Source organism: Arthrobacter sp. Soc17.1.1.1, assembly GCF_036867195.1.
In the GTDB taxonomy this organism is placed as follows: domain Bacteria; phylum Actinomycetota; class Actinomycetes; order Actinomycetales; family Micrococcaceae; genus Arthrobacter_D.
The window spans coordinates 1,317,098-1,332,917 of record NZ_JBAJII010000001.1 but is presented as its reverse complement, the minus strand read 5'-3'; the positions used below and the strand labels follow the sequence as shown (position 1 = coordinate 1,332,917).

The window sequence follows — 15,820 nt, the reverse complement described above, 5'->3', positions numbered from 1 at the left end:
TCAGCGGGCGGAGAGCCGTTCGAGGATCCCGGTGACAGTGGCCCTGTCGGTCGTCGCCCAGAACGGCGGCAGCGCTGCGCGGAGGAAGCCGCCGTAGCGGGCCGTGGCGAGGCGGCTGTCGAGCACGGCGACGACGCCCCGGTCCCCCGCCGAACGGATGAGCCGCCCCGCCCCCTGCGCGAGCCGCACCGCTGCGTGGGTGGCCGAGACGCTCATGAAGCCGTTGCCGCCGTTCCGTGCGACCGCCCGCGTGCGCGCGGTCATCAGGGGGTCGTCGGGCCGCGGGAACGGGATGCGGTCGATCACCACGAGGCGGCAGGAGGCGCCGGGCACGTCGACACCCTGCCACAGGGACATCGTGCCGAACAGGCAGGTGTCCGGTTCGGCCGCGAACCTGTCCACGAGGCCGCTGAGCGAGGACTCGCCCTGGCAGAGGATCTCGAAGTCGACCTGCGGCCGCAGCGCCTCGGCCGCCTCCTCGGCGGCGCGCCGTGAGGAGAACAGCCCGAGCGCACCCCCGCGGGAGGCCTTCAGGAGCGCCAGCAGCTCCTCGAGCTGCGCAGCGGAGGTTCCCCGTTCCGGTTTCGGCAGGTCCTTCGCCACGTACAGCACGCCCTGCCGCGGGTAGTCGAACGGGCTGCCGACGTCGACGCCGGTCCACGCCGGCGCACCCGGTCCGCTGAGTCCCAGCGACCCGGCGACGGGGCCGAACTCGGAGCCGATGGCGAGCGTCGCGGAGGTGAGGATCACGGTGTGGTCCTCGAACAGTCCCTCCCGCAGGCGTGCCGCGACGGACAGCGGCGCGACGTTGAGCGTGGCCGGCGCGGTCTCGTCCGGCTGGGCATAGCCGGAGCCGGGCGTGAACGTGCTGGGGCGGGACGCCCACACCACCTCGCCGGCGGTAGAGGCCGCGAGGATCCGCTCCGCGAGGTCGAAGACCAGGGTGGCGCGCGAGCGGGCCACCTGCCGGCCGCCGTCGGCGTCGGCCTCGGACTTGCCGTCGGTCTTCGTGTCGGACAGCGCGGCCCGTGCCGCGTCGCGGACCTGCTCCAGCGACTGCTCGAGGTCCTCCGGCAGGCCGCCGGGCAGGAGCCCGGAGGGGACGAGTTCCGACGCCGCCTCGAAGGCGGACGCCGCGGTGTCGAGTCCGCTGGTGCCGATCGAGGCGTGGCGGCGCAGCGCCGTGGCGGCCGCGCCGACCATCGAGGCGGACAGCTGCCCGGACACCGCCCCGGTGACGCGGTCGTGCAGCTCGTGGGCTTCGTCGATCACGACGACGTCGTACTCGGGCAGCACGGCGAGGCCTTCGAACGCACTGATGGCGAGCATGGCGTGGTTGGTGATGATGATGTCGGCGTCCGCGGCCGCTGCGCGCGCCTTCTCGCTGAAGCACTCCTGCGCCATGGGACAGCGGGCGGCACCGACGCACTCCATGCTGGACACGGACACCTGGCGCCACGCGCGGTCGCTCACGCCGGGCACGAGGTCGTCGCGGTCACCGGTGGAGGTCTTGTCCGCCCACTCACGGAGCCTCACCACCTCACGGCCGAGGGCGGAGGAGGGACCGCCGCCGCCCGGCGCGGGGGCGGGGTGCGGGGTGGCGTCCTCCCCGAGACTGAAGAGGGCATCCGGGGCGTCCTCCTCGGGGAAGCCACCGCCGGTCTTGTGGAGGCAGACGTAGTTCGAGCGGCCCTTGAGCAGCGCGACGTCGACGGGACGCGCGAGGGCGGGCCGCACCGCGTCGAGCAGGCGCGGCAGGTCCCGGCCCACGATCTGCGCCTGCAGGGCGAGCGTCGCCGTGGACACGACCGACGGGCGGTCGCTGTCCATGGCGTGCGCGATGAGCGGGACGAGATAGGCGAGCGACTTGCCCGTGCCGGTGCCGGCCTGCACGAGCAGGTGGTCGCCGGAGCGGATGGCCTCGCTGACCTGCCGCACCATCTCGTGCTGGCCGGCGCGCATCTCACCGCCCATGGCCCCTACGGCGGCGTCGAGCAGCTCGAGTGCCTGCCGGGCCTCGGCGGTGTGGCGCGCCGGGTCCGGCGCCACGACGGCGGCGCCGGACGGCGTGCTGTCACTCATGCTGCAGATACGGCTCCAGATCGGCGGCCAGGCCCTCGCGGACCATGACCTCGAGGCGTGTCCCCTCGTCGACGTGCTCGAGGCCGAGGATCTCGACGTCCTCCTCGTGCAGCCGGCTGAGGACCTGTCCCTGCTCGTAGGGCACCAGCAGGTCCATCTTGACCCCGGGGCGGGGGATGTTCGTGCTGATGAGCTGCCGGAGCTCGGTGATCCCGGCACCCGTGCGGGCGGACACGACGACGGAGCGCGGCTCGCGCTGCCGCAGCCGCTCGATGACGAACGGGTCGGCGGCATCCGCCTTGTTGAACACGATGATCTCGGGCACCTTGCGGGCGTCGATCTCGGTGAGCACGGCACGGACGGCCGCGATCTGCCCCTCCGGGTCCGGGTGCGAGGCGTCGACCACGTGGAGGATCAGGTCGGAGTCGGCCACCTCCTCGAGGGTCGAGCGGAACGCCTCGACCAGCTGGGTCGGCAGCGAGCGGACGAAGCCCACGGTGTCGGCGAGCGTGTACCCGATGCCGTCGGGGGTCTCCGCCCTGCGCACCGTGGGATCGAGGGTCGCGAACAGCGCGTTCTGCACGAGCACGCCCGCGTCGGTGAGGCGGTTCAGCAGGGACGACTTCCCGGCGTTGGTGTACCCGGCGATCGCGACGGAGGGCACCTGGTTGCGCCGCCGGTTGGACCGCTTCGTCTCGCGCGCGGGCTTCATGGCGGCGATCTCGCGGCGCAGCTTCGCCATGCGGGTGCGGATCTTCCGGCGGTCGAGTTCGATCTTCGTCTCACCGGGTCCACGCGAGCCCATGCCGGCGCTCGCGCTGCCGACCTGCCCACCGGCCTGGCGGGACATCGACTCGCCCCAGCCCCGGAGGCGCGGCAGCAGGTACTCGAGCTGCGCGAGCTCCACCTGGGCCTTGCCCTCGCGGCTCTTGGCGTGCTGGGCGAAGATGTCGAGGATCAATGCGGTGCGGTCGATGACCTTGACCTTGACGATGTCCTCGAGGCCGCGTCGCTGGGACGGCGAGAGCTCGCTGTCGACGATGACGGTATCGGCACCGGTCGCCTGCACGATGCCCTTGAGCTCCTGTGCCTTGCCGGAGCCGAGGAAGGTGCCGGGGTCCGGCTTCAGCCGGCGCTGCACGATGCCGTCGAGCACCTCGGAGCCCGCCGTCTCGGCGAGGGCCGCGAGTTCCTGCAGCGAGTTCTCGGCGTCCTGCGCGGTCCCCTCGCTCCACAGACCGGCGAGGACGACGCGCTCGAGCCTCAGCTGCCGGTACTCGACCTCGGTGACGTCCTCGAGTTCGGTCGAGAGCCCCGCGACGCGGCGGAGGGCTCGGCGTTCGGCCAGGTCCTGCTGGTCCCCGTCGGCGTCCGACCGTTCGTCGTCGCCCGACAGGGCGAGGGCGCGCGAGCGCCAGTTGGTCTCGGCGGGTGCGCTGGTGGCCCCCGGTTTCGTCCCCTTCTTCGCCTTCGCCGCGGCAGCTTCGTCGCTTGCCAGGATGCGGTCGATGACGGCTTGGATCTCCTCGGGGCCCATGTCGGCTCCGGTGGAATGTCCGTGGTTCTCGGTCATGTTCTCCCTAGGTGGCTGTCTGTCGATTCTACGGCTGTCCTCCGGGGCGTTCCATCGGATTCTCCCCCGGCGAAACCGTTGAGGCGCCCGACCGGTGACCAGGTGTGGACGACGGCAGGGACGCGGAGCCGGGTGGGGGTCGCCGTGTGCGTGCCACTAGGCTTTCCCCCATGGATTCACAGCAGGAGCCGCAGCACTATTTCAGCGCCCGGCCGGCAGGACCGGACACGCGGAGGCCCCTTTCGGTCGTCCTGGCGGGCGAGCGACGGGACCTCGTGACGTCGTCGGGCCTCTTCAGTCCGGACGGCGTGGACAAGGGCACCGCGATCCTCCTGGACACCGTCCCCGATCCCGAGGGGCGGCGCCTGCTCGACGTGGGCTGCGGCTGGGGCCCGATCGCCCTCACCCTGGCCCTGAGGGCACCCCACGCCGAGGTCCTGGCCGTCGACGTCAACGAGCGGTGCATCGCGCTGACCACGGAGAACGCCCGGCGGCTGGGGCTCGGCAATGTCACGGCCACCACGCCCGACGCCGTGGACCCGGGCCTCGAGTTCGACACCATCTGGTCCAACCCGCCGATCCGCATCGGGAAGCAGGAACTGCACGCCCTGCTGCTGCGCTGGCTGCCGCGCCTCGCCCCGGGCGGGAGCGCCTGGCTCGTGGTGCAGAAGAACCTGGGCGCCGACTCCCTGCAGCGGTGGCTGGCCGAGGAGCTGCCCCCGGGCTTCGCGGTGCGCCGTGCGGAGACGTCGAAGTCGTTCCGCATCCTGGAGGTGCGGCGGCCCGCGTGAGGTCGGCCGGCGGCCTGTCGTGCCGCGGGCTCAGCCTGCGGGCAGCAGCACGCCGTCGGCCACGAGGACGGCGGGTCCGCTGAGCTGCACGTGCTCACGGCTGTCGGGACCGGCGAAGAAGGTCACGCCGACGACTCCCCCGGGCACGGACACGAGCCACTGGGCCGGGGCGCCCTCGCCCGCCCAGAACCGGGTGCCGGCCGCGGCGGCGCAGGCGCCCGTACCGCAGGACTGCGTCTCGCCGACGCCCCGCTCGTGCACGCGCATGGTGAGGCGTCCGACGCCGTCGGCCCCCACGAGCGGATCCGCCGGGACGACGAGTTCGACGTTGGTGCCCTCCGGCGGCACGGGCTGGACGGCGGGAGGGCGGTGCAGCTCCGTCCGGTCCAGCTCCGCCTGTTCGGCCAGCGCGACGACGGTATGGGGATTGCCCATGCTGATGGACAGGGCGGGCCGGTCGACGTCGAGCCCTCCGATGGAGACGAGGGAGTCCATGCCGCGCGCCACGGCCGCGTCCGGGAAGATGAACTCCCAGGGCCCCATGTCCACGGCGTAGCCGTCCCCGGACCGCGTCACGCGCTTCACGCCCGCACGGGTGCCGATGGCCAGTTCGCCGCCCGCGGGGAGCTCGGCGACACCCTTCGCGAGGAGGAAGTGCGCGAAGACCCTGACCCCGTTGCCACACATCTCCGACACCGACCCGTCGCCGTTGCGGTAGTCCATGAACCACTCGGCGCGCGGTTCCGTCTGCAGCAGGGCGCGTCCCTCGGGCAGCGCGGCGGAGCGGACGGCCCGGATGTAGCCGTCGGCGCCGATCCCCCGGTGGCGGTCGCACGCGGCGGCGACGAATGCCGGGTGGACCGGTGCGTCGCCGTCGGGGTCGAGCGTCAGGATGAAGTCGTTGCCCGTCCCGTGGCCCTTCGTGAAGGGGAGCCCCGAGGGCTGCGGTGCGGGGTGCGTGGGCGTCTCGCCGGGGAAGTCAGTCACCCTTCTAGGATAGGTGCCGCGGCGCGGGCGACGAGCGCGGTGGCTGCCTCCGCCAGGTCCGGCGCCTGCCAGTCGAGCCAGGCGACGCGCGGGTCGCCGCGGAACCAGGTGAGCTGGCGGCGGGCGAAGCGGCGGGTCGCGGCGATGGTGTCCTCCACGGCCTCCGCTTCCGTCAGGGTCCCGTCGAGGACCCGGAGGAACTGCCCGTACCCCAGGGCGCGCGACGCCGTCCTCCCGTCGCGGAGGCCCGCCGCGGCGAGCCGTCGGACCTCGTCGGCGAGACCTGCCCGCACCATCCCATGGACCCGCTCGGCCAGGCGCGCCCGCAGCACCTCCCGGTCGACCGCGAGGCCGATCTGCACCGCCGGCCGGTGGTACTCGCGCCGCGGCATGAAGGCGCTGAAGGGTCGCCCGCTGAGCTCGTGCACCTCGAGCGCCCGCACGAGGCGGCGGTCGTCGTCGATCCGATCGGCCGAGAGGGGATCGACGGCGCGCAGACGCGCCCGCAATGCCGCGCTGCCTCCTGCGGCGAGGTCCGCCTCGAGCCGCGCGCGGACCCCCGCGTCGGTGGGAGGGAACTCCAGGCGATCGAGGGCGGCCCGCACGTAGAGGCCCGACCCGCCGACCAGGACGGGGACCCTGCCGCGCTCGCGGATACCGTCGATGATCCGGCGGGCGTCCTCCTGGTAGGCGGCGACGCTGGCCTCCTCGGTGACGTCGAGGACGTCCAGCAGGTGGTGCTCGACGCCGTGACGCTCCTCGCGGGGCAGCTTCGCCGTGCCGATGTCCATCCCCCGGTAGAACTGGAGGGCGTCGGCATTCACCACCTCGCCGCCGAGGCGCTGCGCCAGGGCGACGCCCAGGTCGGACTTCCCCGAGCCCGTCGGACCGACCACCGCGACGACCGGGAGGACGGCCGGGCGGCCGACCGGAAGGGTCAAGGGGCGCTCGCGCGGACGGGCAGGGACGGCATCCCGAGGGAGACCGCGCGGGGGGCGCCGTCCGATGCCGCGGGGACCCCGCACGAGTCTGCCTGGCTCCGGTCCCAGGCGTCGCCGGCGCGCGACCGGCGGAGCGAGTACTGCGCGGGCGACGGATCGGAGAGCAGGTGGAACGAGGCGGCCTCGGTGACGGGAAGCGTCACGAAGTCACCCGGACGGGGGGCCTCGGCGCCTGCCGGGACGGAGAAGTGCACGAGGCGCTGATCGCGTGCACGGCCGGTGAGCCGGTGGGTCTCGGAGCCCTTCCGGCCCTGCTGGTCGGTGACGAGCACCTCCACGGTCGCGCCGACCTGGCGCGCGTTCTCCTCGCGGGCGATGCGGTCCTGCAGGGCGGTGAGCCGCTCGAAGCGTTCCTGCACCACGGCCTTCGGCAGCTGGTCGGCGAGATCGGCCGCCGGGGTGCCCGGGCGCTTGGAGTACTGGAACGTGAAGGCGGTGGCGAAGCGTGACTGCTCGACGACGTCGAGGGTCGCCTGGAAGTCCTCCTCCGTCTCGCCGGGGAACCCGACGATGATGTCCGTGGAGATGGCAGCGTGCGGCATCCGGTCGCGGACACGGTCGAGGATGCCGAGGAAGCGTGCGGACCGGTAGGACCGCCGCATCGCCTTCAGCACGGTGTCCGACCCGGACTGCAGGGGCATGTGCAGCTGCGGCATCACGTTCGGCGTCTCGGCCATGGCATCGATGACGTCGTCGGTGAAGGCTGCGGGGTGGGGGCTCGTGAAGCGGACGCGTTCGAGTCCCTCGATGGACCCGCAGGCGCGCAGCAGCTTCGCGAAGGCCCCGCGGTCCCCGAACTCGACACCGTAGGAGTTGACGTTCTGACCGAGCAGCGTGACCTCGACGGCGCCGTCGGCCACGAGGGCCTCGATCTCCGCGAGGATCTCCCCCGGCCGCCGGTCGCGCTCCTTGCCCCGCAGGGACGGGACGATGCAGAAGGTACAGGTGTTATTGCAGCCGACGGAGATGGACACCCAGCCGGCGTAGACCGATTCGCGCCTGGTGGGCAGCGTGGACGGGAAGACGTCGAGGGACTCGAGGATCTCGAGCTGGGCGTCCTGGTTGTGCCGGGCGCGCTGCAGCAGGGCGGGCAGCGCGCCGATGTTATGGGTGCCGAAGACGGCGTCCACCCAGGGCGCCCGGCGGAGGATGGTCTCGCGGTCCTTCTGGGCGAGGCAGCCACCGACGGCGATCTGCAGGTCGGGGCGGGCCTCCTTCACGGCCTTGAGGATGCCGAGATTGCCGTACAGCTTGTTGTCGGCGTTCTCGCGCACGGCGCAGGTGTTGAAGACGACAACGTCCGCCTGACCCTGCTGCACCCGGACGAGGCCGGAGTCCTCGAGCAGGCCGGAGATGCGCTCGGAGTCGTGCACGTTCATCTGGCAGCCGAAGGTGCGTACCTCGTAGGTGCGCCGGTCGGGGACGGAGGGGGTGCCGCCGGTCTCACTGGTGGTCGCGCTGGCTGGACCCGGGACTGTGATGCTCACGTCATCCAGCGTACGGCGGGCGGCGCGGACGTCCACAATCGCGGGTCAGTCGCTGTCCGCCTCGGCGAGGACGCCCTTGACGAGGGAGAAGGCGGTCCCCGGGCTGTAGCCCTTGCGTGCGAGGATCCCGACGAGGCGCCGCACCTCCTTCTCCCGGACGGCGCGGTCCGACAGGTCGGCGTTCCGGCGGAGCCTGCGGCGGACCACGTCGCGCGCCTGCTCGTGTTCGTCCTCGTCGGAGAGCTGCAGCAGGGCGTCCTCGGCCAGCTCCCCGTCGATACCCTTCTCGGCGAGTTCCCGGCGCAGGGAGGAGCGGGAGAGCGCCTTCGCGGCGGTCCGCGTCCGTACCCACATCCGGGCGAACTCGGCATCGTCGATCAGCTGCACCTCCTCGAACCGGTCGAGGAGGGAGGCGGCGACGGCGGGCGGGACGGACCGCTCGGCGAGCTTCTGGTCGAGCTGGTGGCGGCTCCTGGCGCCGAGGGCCAGCTGGCGCAGCAGGACGGACCTGGCTTCCGACGTCCACTCCTCGTCACTCTTCTCGGCGACCGGCGCGTCGGGCCTCCCGGCCCCGGTGCGGCCGCCCCGGGACGGCCGGCCGCCCGAGCGGCCACCCGACCGGCGGCCGTCCGAGCTTTCCGGGCTCTCCGAGCCGTGCCCGGTATCGACCGGCGCCGTGTCGTCACCCGGGGCCTCCGGCGCGTACTCCACCGGCGGGGCATCGGCGGACGAGCCGACGACCGGTCCGAACGGGTCGTCCGACGGTTCACGGCGGGAGCCGCTGGGCCGGCCACCCGAACGGGTCTTCCGCTGCCCCCCGCCTGAACGTCGACTCCCGAAGGACGAGGAGGACGACGAGGAGGACAGGGCGGAACCCCGGCGCCCGAAGGAGGACGAGGAGGACGAGGAGGATAGCGAGGAACCCCGGCGCCCGAACGACGGGCGCCGGGGTTCCGCGGCATCGGGAGGATCAGCGGCAGGATCGGAGCCGTCCGCACCGAACAGCCCGGACGAGGCCCCCCACTCGACCGGGTCCGCTCCGGTATCGGACGGCACCGGGCCTACTCGCCGCTGACGGCCTTGAGCTTGGGAGCCTCGGCCTCATCGGCCGCGGGCTGCACCCCGATGCCCAGCTTGACCCTGATCTTCTGCTCGAGCTCGTCCGCGAGGTCAGGGTTGTCCTTGAGGAACTTCCGGGCGTTCTCCTTGCCCTGGCCCAGCTGGTCACCGTCGTAGGTGAACCAGGCGCCGGACTTCTTGACCAGGTTGTTCTCGACGCCCACGTCGATCAGGCCGCCCTCGCGGGAGATGCCGTGACCGTAGAGGATGTCGAACTCGGCCTGCTTGAACGGCGGGGCCATCTTGTTCTTGACGATCTTCGCGCGGGTCCGGTTACCCACCGGGTTCACGCCTTCCTTCAGGGTCTCGATGCGCCGCACATCGATACGGACCGACGCGTAGAACTTCAGCGCCTTGCCGCCCGTGGTGGTCTCGGGGCTCCCGAAGAAGACACCGATCTTCTCGCGCAGCTGGTTGATGAAGATGGCGGTGGTCTTGGTCTGGCTCAGACGCCCGGTGATCTTCCGGAGCGCCTGGCTCATCAGGCGGGCCTGCAGACCCACGTGGCTGTCACCCATCTCGCCCTCGATCTCGGCGCGCGGGACGAGGGCTGCGACGGAGTCGATGACGATGATGTCGATCGATCCCGAGCCGATCAGCATGTCCATGATCTCCAGCGCCTGCTCGCCGGTGTCCGGCTGCGAGACGAGGAGTGCGTCGGTGTCCACGCCGAGCTTCTTCGCGTACTCGGGGTCGAGCGCGTGCTCTGCGTCGATGAAGGCCGCGATGCCGCCGTTGCGCTGGGCGCTGGCGACGGCGTGGAGCGCGACGGTGGTCTTGCCGGAGGATTCCGGGCCGTAGATCTCGACGACCCTGCCGCGCGGCAGTCCACCGATGCCGAGGGCGACGTCCAGGGCGATGGAGCTCGTGGAGATGGTTTCGATGGGGGCACGGGTCTCGTCTCCGAGACGCATGACGGATCCCTTGCCGTACTGCTTGTCGATCTGGGCGAGAGCAGCTTCGAGGGCTTTCTCGCGGTCTGGAGCGGCCATTCTTCACCTCGGTTTTTCATGGCCAACTGGCCTGTTTACGTGTTCGGTACGACTGTATGGGCCTGCGCCGACAGTTTGAGGTGGAGCCGCCGGTATGTGCACAGGAGCGGGCCACCGCCACGATCATCATATCGCGATCCGAACAGATATTCGATTATCCACCGCCCCGCGCGTGTCCCTCGAGCCCGGTCCGGGGACGCGCTGCCGGCGGTCACCGTGGCTTGATGTCGCGGCCGAGCCAGCGCTCCCGCGGCACGTCCTGGATGCGGCACACCGCCTCCCAGACCGTCTTCGGTTCGGTGCCCGCGGCGAGGGCCTCCACCGCCGTCCTGTCGCCCAGTCGGTCGACGACCAGGTCCCGGGCGAGCGTCCTCGAGTACCCCGCCCCGAATTCGTCGTCCATCAACCGCCAGAAGTCGCTCAACCGCATGTGCCGTTCCCTGCTCTCGTCGTCTCTTCGCTCCGCCGCCGCCGGCCGCCGCGTCCGCGCCTACCGCCGTCCACGTCTCCTCCATTCTGCGCGCTCCGCCGCCGCGCGCGGGCGCCGGGGCGGCCGTCCCGTCGGCCGGCGGCCGGACCAGGGAGCCCGGGCGGCCGAAAGCACCGTCCCGCCGCATGGTGCCCCGCGGACGCGTCACCCTACAATTGCCCCATGAACGCGAAGCCGAGCACCACAGACACCGAGCCGGGCCTCGCCGCGTACCCCGGGGACGATGCCGACACCGATGCGGCCATCGAGGCCCTGGAGCAGCAGCTCAGCATGCTGTGGCGCCGCGCGCGGTCCAACTCCTACAAGGTGGCCCGCCGCGTGCACCCCGACATGGAGCCGGCGGCGTACGGGCTCCTCGTGATCCTCCAGCGCGAGGGCTCCATGCGCCTCACGGACATCGCCGCCAGCGTGGGCGTCGGGAAGCCGTCCGTGAGCCGCCAGATCGCGATGCTCGAGCACCTCGGGCTGGTGCAGAAGGAGGCGGATCCGCTCGACGGCCGTGCGCAGGCCATCTCGCTGACGGAGGCCGGCACGCGTCAGCTCGTGGCGGCGCAGTCCGCGCGCAAGCAGGCGTTCCACCAGCTCATGGAGGACTGGGACGTGGACGACCTGACGCGCCTCGGCACGCTGATCGCCCAGCTGAACAACACCTACACCAAGGACAACTGGTAGCGGACGGCCGTCCGGTACCGGACGGCAGGAAGGCCCGTCCCCTCGGGGACGGGCCTTCCTTGTGGGTCGTGCGGGGAATCAGCGGTTCGTGGCCGCGAGTCCCCGACGGAAGTCGTCGTTCAGTTCGTCGGTGAGGTCGTCCCCGAACTCCCGGGAGAATTCCTGCGGGATGGTGTCCGGGATGGAGACGCCTTCTGCTACTGCCAGTCGGTCGCTGACTTCCCGCAGCATCGAGGAAAGGGGCACCTCGAGTGCGCTGCAGATCGATGAGAGGAGTTCAGAGGATGCTTCCTTCTGGCCACGCTCAACCTCGCTGAGGTATCCGAGGGAGACCCTCGCACTGTGCGACACCTCTCGCAGGGTACGGCCCTGGCGCTGACGGACGTCACGCAGGACGTCGCCGATCTCATGGCGAAGAACTACCATCTTGCGCTCCTTAGGCTTGCGTTGTGCATCATCTGCCAACCCCACATCACGCCAACGGACCACGCCGTTTACGGATACGGGTTGCTTTGCCATCTGTATCGCCTTGCTCCCTCATGAATGGGCACCGTCCGGACGGACGTCTGCACCGTGATGATGACCTGCCCGTACTGCTTGAGCCTAAGTCGCCCACCCTATCAACGGCAGGCACTGTTTATAACTACCCCCACGCACGGTTTGTTCCCCTGGACAGGGCCCCGAGGAGCTCCGAGAGCGCGGCGTCGCGGGAGGCGCTGCGGATCTCGTCGCGGCCGCCGGAGAAGTGGTGCTCGAACGCTTCCGCGCCCGAGGACGACGAGATCGCCGTAAACACGGTGCCCACGGGCTTGCCCTCGTGCGCGGCGGGCCCGGCGACGCCGGTGGTCGCGACGCCGATGTCGGCCGCGAGGGCCTCCCGCGCCCCGCGTGCCATCGCCTCGGCGACGCGCGGATCGACGGCGCCCGCTTCGGCGAGGAGCCGGGCGTCGACGCCCAGGAGGTTCTGCTTGACGGATACCTGGTAGGCCACTATGCCGCCCTGCAGGACGGACGAGGCGCCGGGCACCTCCGCGATGGCCGCGGCGACCATCCCGGCGGTGAGGGATTCGGCCGTCGCCACGGTGAGGCCCAGCCGGGTGGCGAGGGCGACGACGTCGGACGCGAGCTGCGCGCCGCTCACCTCCGGGCGCCCGCCCGGAGGCGGACTGCCTGGACGACGTAGTCCACGCCGGTCACCACGGTGATGACGACGGCGGCCGCCATGACCGAGGCGGAGAGCCACCACGCCCATTCGCCCAGCAGGGCCTGCAGCGGCAGCAGGAAGAGCAGGATGGCGACGGTCTGGACGACGGTCTTCAGCTTGCCGCCGCGGGAGGCGGGCATCACGCCGTACCGGATGACCGCGAAGCGCAGGAGCGTGATGCCGAGCTCACGGACGAGGATGACGATCGTCACCCACGACCAGAGCTCCCCCAGCGCGGAGAGCAGCACGAGCGCGGACCCGATGAGGAGCTTGTCGGCGATGGGATCGGCGATCTTGCCGAAGTCGGTGATGAGCCCGCGGCTGCGCGCCAGGTCGCCGTCCAGCTTGTCCGTGTAGATCGCGACCACGAAGGTGAGGACCGCGAGCCAGCGGAACAGTCCGGCCTGCCCGTCGTCGAGCAGGAGGAACCAGATGAAGAACGGGACGAGCACGATCCGCAGGACGGTGAGGACGTTCGCGATGTTCAGGACCGGCACCGCCGGGCTCGGGGAGCTGTTCACCATGTCAGGCTACCTGCCGGTCAGGTTCCAGGCGTCCTCGCCGCCGTCGTCGTCGGATCCGCCGGAGGCGTCGCCGTCGTAATAGTCGACGGCCTGCGGCCGCGAGGCGAGGTCCTCGGCCACGAGGTCCACGGGCCCCGGGGCGGGGCGGGGCGCGGCCGGCGGCTCGTCCCCGCGCATCGCGGCGAGGACCGGCTCGAGGTCGTCCGGCTTGACGAGGACGTCGCGGGCCTTGGAGCCCTCCGACGGTCCGACGACGCCGCGTGACTCGAGGAGGTCCATGAGCCGTCCCGCCTTCGCGAAGCCCACGCGGAGCTTGCGCTGCAGCATCGAGGTGGAGCCGAACTGGGTGGTGACGACGAGCTCGGTGGCCTGCAGCAGCACCTCGAGGTCGTCCCCGATGTCGTCGTCGATCTGCTTCTTCGGCGCCTCGACGGCGACGTCCTCGCGGTAGGTAGCCTGCAGCTGGCCCTTCACGTGCTCCACGACGCGGTGGATCTCGGACTCGGTGACCCAGGCCCCCTGCACGCGCATGGGCTTGGAGGCGCCCATCGGCAGGAACAGGGCGTCGCCCTGGCCGATCAGCTTCTCGGCGCCGGGCTGGTCGAGGACCACGCGGGAGTCCGTGACGGAGGACGTCGCGAAGGCCATGCGCGACGGCACGTTCGCCTTGATGAGGCCCGTGACGACGTCCACCGACGGCCGCTGGGTCGCGAGGACGAGGTGGATGCCGGCGGCGCGCGCGAGCTGCGTGATCCTCACGATCGAGTCCTCGACGTCGCGGGGCGCCACCATCATGAGGTCGGCGAGCTCGTCCACGATGACCAGGAGGTACGGGTAGGGACGGACCACGCGCTTGGAGCCCTCGGGCGGGACCACCTTGCCGTTCCGGACCGCCTTGTTGAAGTCGTCGATGTGCTTGTAGCCGTAGTTCGCGAGGTCGTCGTAGCGCGTGTCCATCTCGCGGACCACCCACTGCAGCGCCTCGGCGGCCTTCTTCGGGTTCGTGATGATCGGCGTGATGAGGTGCGGGACGCCCTCGTAGGCCGTCAGCTCCACGCGCTTGGGGTCCACCATGACCATGCGCACCTCGTCGGGTGTGGACCGCATGAGGATGGAGGTGATCATCGAGTTCACGAAGGAGGACTTGCCCGCGCCGGTCGCGCCGGCGACGAGGAGGTGCGGCATCTTGGCGAGGTTCGCGACGACGAACCCGCCCTCGACGTCCTTGCCGACGCCCATGACCATCGGGTGGTCGGTCTTGCGGGCGTTGCCGGAGCGCAGCACGTCGCCCAGGGACACCGTCTCGCGGTCCGTGTTGGGGATCTCGATGCCGATGGCCGACTTGCCGGGGATGGGCGAGAGGATGCGCACGTCGGAGCTGGCGACGGCGTAGGAGATGTTCTTCGACAGGGCCGTGACCCGCTCCACCTTCGTGCCCGGCGCGAGTTCGATCTCGTAGCGCGTGACCGTCGGGCCGCGCGAGAAGCCGGTGACCTTCGCGTCCACGTTGAACTGGTCCAGCGTGTGCGTGAGCGCGGCGACGACGGCGTCGTTGGCCTCGGAGCGCTCCTTCGGCGGGGTGCCGGCCGGGAGGTAGTCCGACGGCGGCAGCGTGTAGGCGACGTCGCCGGCGAGCTGCAGCTGCTCGGTGCGCTGCGGGATCGGCGTCGGCGGGACCTGCGGCTGCACCGGCGTGGAGGGGACGATGATCGCCTTCGCGGCGGGGACCACGTCGATGGCCTCGGTGGCGCCCTCCGGTGCCCGTTCCGGGGCCTCCATGGGCGGCACGCGGCTCGCCTGCGACCGCTTGAGCTCCTCGGCGGCGAGTTCCTGCTTCGTCGGGCGGCGGACACCGGGCGGGACGGCGGCCTCGGCCTCGCGGGCGCGGCGCTCCTCGTCCTCGATGACGGCGCGCTCGAAGGCCTCGTCGCCCACGTAGCCGTCGGCGTCCGGACCGTGCTCCCCGTGCTCGGCGTCGAAGGGCGCGTCCGTCTTCTCCTTGCCGAACAGGCGCTTGCGCTTCTTCGGCTCCGGCTTCGCCGTGGCGCCGTGCGCCTCGTAGAGGTAGCTCTGGTCGTGGCCGTCGTCGCGCATGTGCCGGGCGTCGTCGGGGTCCTGGCCCATCAGGTGCTCGTAGAGCGTGCGCAGGCGGGCGGGGATGTGGCGGAAGGGCGTCGCGGTGACGATCAGCAGGCCGAGGAAGATGGCTGCACCGAGCAGCAGGCCGACCGGCCATGCCGTCAGGACGCTGCTGAGGGGCCCGGCGACGAGGAAGCCCACGACGCCGCCCGCGCGCCAGAGGGCGTCCAGCCCGTCCGAGAGCCCCGGCTGCCCGCCGACGAGGTGGGCGATCCCGGAGCCGGCGAAGAGGATGACGAGCAGGCCGATGCTGATGCGGTTGTTGGCGCGGTGGCGCTCCGGATACCGGAACAGGCGGACCGCGCCGATGCCGAGCAGGAAGGGCACGAGCAGGGCCATCCAGCCGAAGGTGCCTCCGGCTGCGGCGTGCACGATGTCCGCGGGCGTCCCGCCGAGGGCCCACCACTCGACGGCCGCGACGGCGAGGGCGAGCAGGAGCAGGAACAGGCCGGACCCGTCACGCCGGATGTCCCGCTCGGGGTTCACCGTGTGGCCGAAGGCCCGGACGCCGGCTCCGACGACGCCGGCCGCACCCATCCACGCGGCCTGGACGGCGCGCACGGGGAGGGCGGGGCGGTCGTCCTGCCGCGGCTCGGGGGCGACGGGCACCTGCCGGGTCTTCGCCGGGGCGCGGGTGGCGCCCTTCGCGGGCGCCTTGCCGCGGGAGGTCCCGGCAGCGGCGGACGCTCCCCTGCTGCGGGTCTGCTGCTGGCCCCGCGGGGCAGGGGAGGTTCGAGTGGCCATGCACTCCACGGTACC

Annotated in this window: 14 protein-coding genes; 2 read left to right on the top strand and 12 right to left on the bottom strand. The window is 71.7% G+C overall.

Going from position 1 to position 15,820, the window contains the following annotated elements:
• Both V6S67_RS06040 and hflX read right to left on the bottom strand, forming a co-directional pair.
• Complete coding sequence (locus tag V6S67_RS06040) at positions 1-2,082, bottom strand: ATP-dependent DNA helicase (RefSeq protein ID WP_334209383.1); 2,082 nt, start codon at positions 2,080-2,082, stop codon at positions 1-3.
• A complete protein-coding gene (hflX, locus tag V6S67_RS06035; protein ID WP_334209382.1) occupies positions 2,075-3,655 on the bottom strand; it encodes a GTPase HflX in 1,581 nt (526 codons plus the stop codon). The genes V6S67_RS06040 and hflX overlap by 8 nt, the downstream gene beginning before the upstream one ends.
• Before the next feature lie 170 nt (positions 3,656-3,825).
• Between hflX and V6S67_RS06030 the strand changes: the two genes are divergently transcribed.
• Positions 3,826-4,446: a class I SAM-dependent methyltransferase gene (locus V6S67_RS06030; RefSeq protein WP_334209381.1), complete on the top strand. Its 621-nt coding sequence runs from the start codon at positions 3,826-3,828 to the stop codon at positions 4,444-4,446.
• A gap of 30 nt (positions 4,447-4,476) precedes the next feature.
• Here the strand turns inward: V6S67_RS06030 and dapF are convergent, their stop codons facing one another.
• The 6 genes from dapF to V6S67_RS06000 form a co-directional block, all read right to left on the bottom strand.
• Positions 4,477-5,433, bottom strand: a complete 957-nt coding sequence (gene dapF / locus V6S67_RS06025; RefSeq protein ID WP_334209380.1) for a diaminopimelate epimerase — start codon at positions 5,431-5,433, stop codon at positions 4,477-4,479.
• Positions 5,430-6,374 carry a tRNA (adenosine(37)-N6)-dimethylallyltransferase MiaA gene (gene miaA, locus V6S67_RS06020; protein ID WP_334209379.1) on the bottom strand — a complete coding sequence of 315 codons (945 nt, stop codon included), beginning with the start codon at positions 6,372-6,374 and terminating at the stop codon, positions 5,430-5,432. Before miaA ends, dapF begins: the two co-directional genes overlap by 4 nt.
• Positions 6,371-7,921: a tRNA (N6-isopentenyl adenosine(37)-C2)-methylthiotransferase MiaB gene (miaB, locus tag V6S67_RS06015; protein WP_334209378.1), complete on the bottom strand. Its 1,551-nt coding sequence runs from the start codon at positions 7,919-7,921 to the stop codon at positions 6,371-6,373. The genes miaA and miaB overlap by 4 nt, the downstream gene beginning before the upstream one ends.
• A gap of 45 nt (positions 7,922-7,966) precedes the next feature.
• Entirely contained in the window at positions 7,967-8,977 is a 1,011-nt protein-coding gene (locus tag V6S67_RS06010) for a regulatory protein RecX (RefSeq protein WP_334209377.1), read from the bottom strand.
• Between the two features lie 5 nt (positions 8,978-8,982).
• Positions 8,983-10,032: a recombinase RecA gene (gene recA / locus V6S67_RS06005; protein ID WP_334209376.1), complete on the bottom strand. Its 1,050-nt coding sequence runs from the start codon at positions 10,030-10,032 to the stop codon at positions 8,983-8,985.
• A gap of 211 nt (positions 10,033-10,243) precedes the next feature.
• Entirely contained in the window at positions 10,244-10,462 is a 219-nt protein-coding gene (locus tag V6S67_RS06000; protein WP_334209375.1) for a DUF3046 domain-containing protein, read from the bottom strand.
• Positions 10,463-10,684: 222 nt separating this feature from the next.
• Here V6S67_RS06000 and V6S67_RS05995 point away from each other — a divergent pair, with 222 nt between their 5' ends.
• Positions 10,685-11,194: a MarR family winged helix-turn-helix transcriptional regulator gene (locus V6S67_RS05995; RefSeq protein WP_334209374.1), complete on the top strand. Its 510-nt coding sequence runs from the start codon at positions 10,685-10,687 to the stop codon at positions 11,192-11,194.
• Between the two features lie 78 nt (positions 11,195-11,272).
• On the opposite strand, the gene V6S67_RS05990 is transcribed toward V6S67_RS05995, so the two are convergent.
• The 4 genes from V6S67_RS05990 to V6S67_RS05975 form a co-directional block, all read right to left on the bottom strand.
• Positions 11,273-11,713, bottom strand: coding sequence for a helix-turn-helix domain-containing protein (locus V6S67_RS05990; protein ID WP_104050765.1), 441 nt, complete (start codon positions 11,711-11,713; stop codon positions 11,273-11,275).
• A gap of 124 nt (positions 11,714-11,837) precedes the next feature.
• A complete protein-coding gene (locus tag V6S67_RS05985) occupies positions 11,838-12,335 on the bottom strand; it encodes a CinA family protein (protein WP_334209373.1) in 498 nt (165 codons plus the stop codon).
• Positions 12,332-12,922 carry a CDP-diacylglycerol--glycerol-3-phosphate 3-phosphatidyltransferase gene (pgsA, locus tag V6S67_RS05980; protein ID WP_334209372.1) on the bottom strand — a complete coding sequence of 197 codons (591 nt, stop codon included), beginning with the start codon at positions 12,920-12,922 and terminating at the stop codon, positions 12,332-12,334. The genes V6S67_RS05985 and pgsA overlap by 4 nt, the downstream gene beginning before the upstream one ends.
• A 6-nt stretch (positions 12,923-12,928) precedes the next feature.
• Positions 12,929-15,805: an FtsK/SpoIIIE family DNA translocase gene (locus tag V6S67_RS05975; protein WP_334209371.1), complete on the bottom strand. Its 2,877-nt coding sequence runs from the start codon at positions 15,803-15,805 to the stop codon at positions 12,929-12,931.
• Between the last annotated feature and the right edge of the window lie 15 nt (positions 15,806-15,820).

Coding starts and splice junctions, on each gene's coding strand:
- V6S67_RS05975 (WP_334209371.1), bottom strand. CDS start 15,805: ATGGCCACTCGAACCTCCCCTGCCCCGCGGGGCCAGCAGCAGACCCGC.
- recA (WP_334209376.1), bottom strand. CDS start 10,032: ATGGCCGCTCCAGACCGCGAGAAAGCCCTCGAAGCTGCTCTCGCCCAG.
- V6S67_RS06000 (WP_334209375.1), bottom strand. CDS start 10,462: ATGCGGTTGAGCGACTTCTGGCGGTTGATGGACGACGAATTCGGGGCG.
- V6S67_RS06030 (WP_334209381.1), top strand. CDS start 3,826: ATGGATTCACAGCAGGAGCCGCAGCACTATTTCAGCGCCCGGCCGGCA.
- hflX (WP_334209382.1), bottom strand. CDS start 3,655: ATGACCGAGAACCACGGACATTCCACCGGAGCCGACATGGGCCCCGAG.
- pgsA (WP_334209372.1), bottom strand. CDS start 12,922: ATGGTGAACAGCTCCCCGAGCCCGGCGGTGCCGGTCCTGAACATCGCG.
- V6S67_RS05995 (WP_334209374.1), top strand. CDS start 10,685: ATGAACGCGAAGCCGAGCACCACAGACACCGAGCCGGGCCTCGCCGCG.
- V6S67_RS06040 (WP_334209383.1), bottom strand. CDS start 2,082: ATGAGTGACAGCACGCCGTCCGGCGCCGCCGTCGTGGCGCCGGACCCG.
- V6S67_RS05990 (WP_104050765.1), bottom strand. CDS start 11,713: ATGGCAAAGCAACCCGTATCCGTAAACGGCGTGGTCCGTTGGCGTGAT.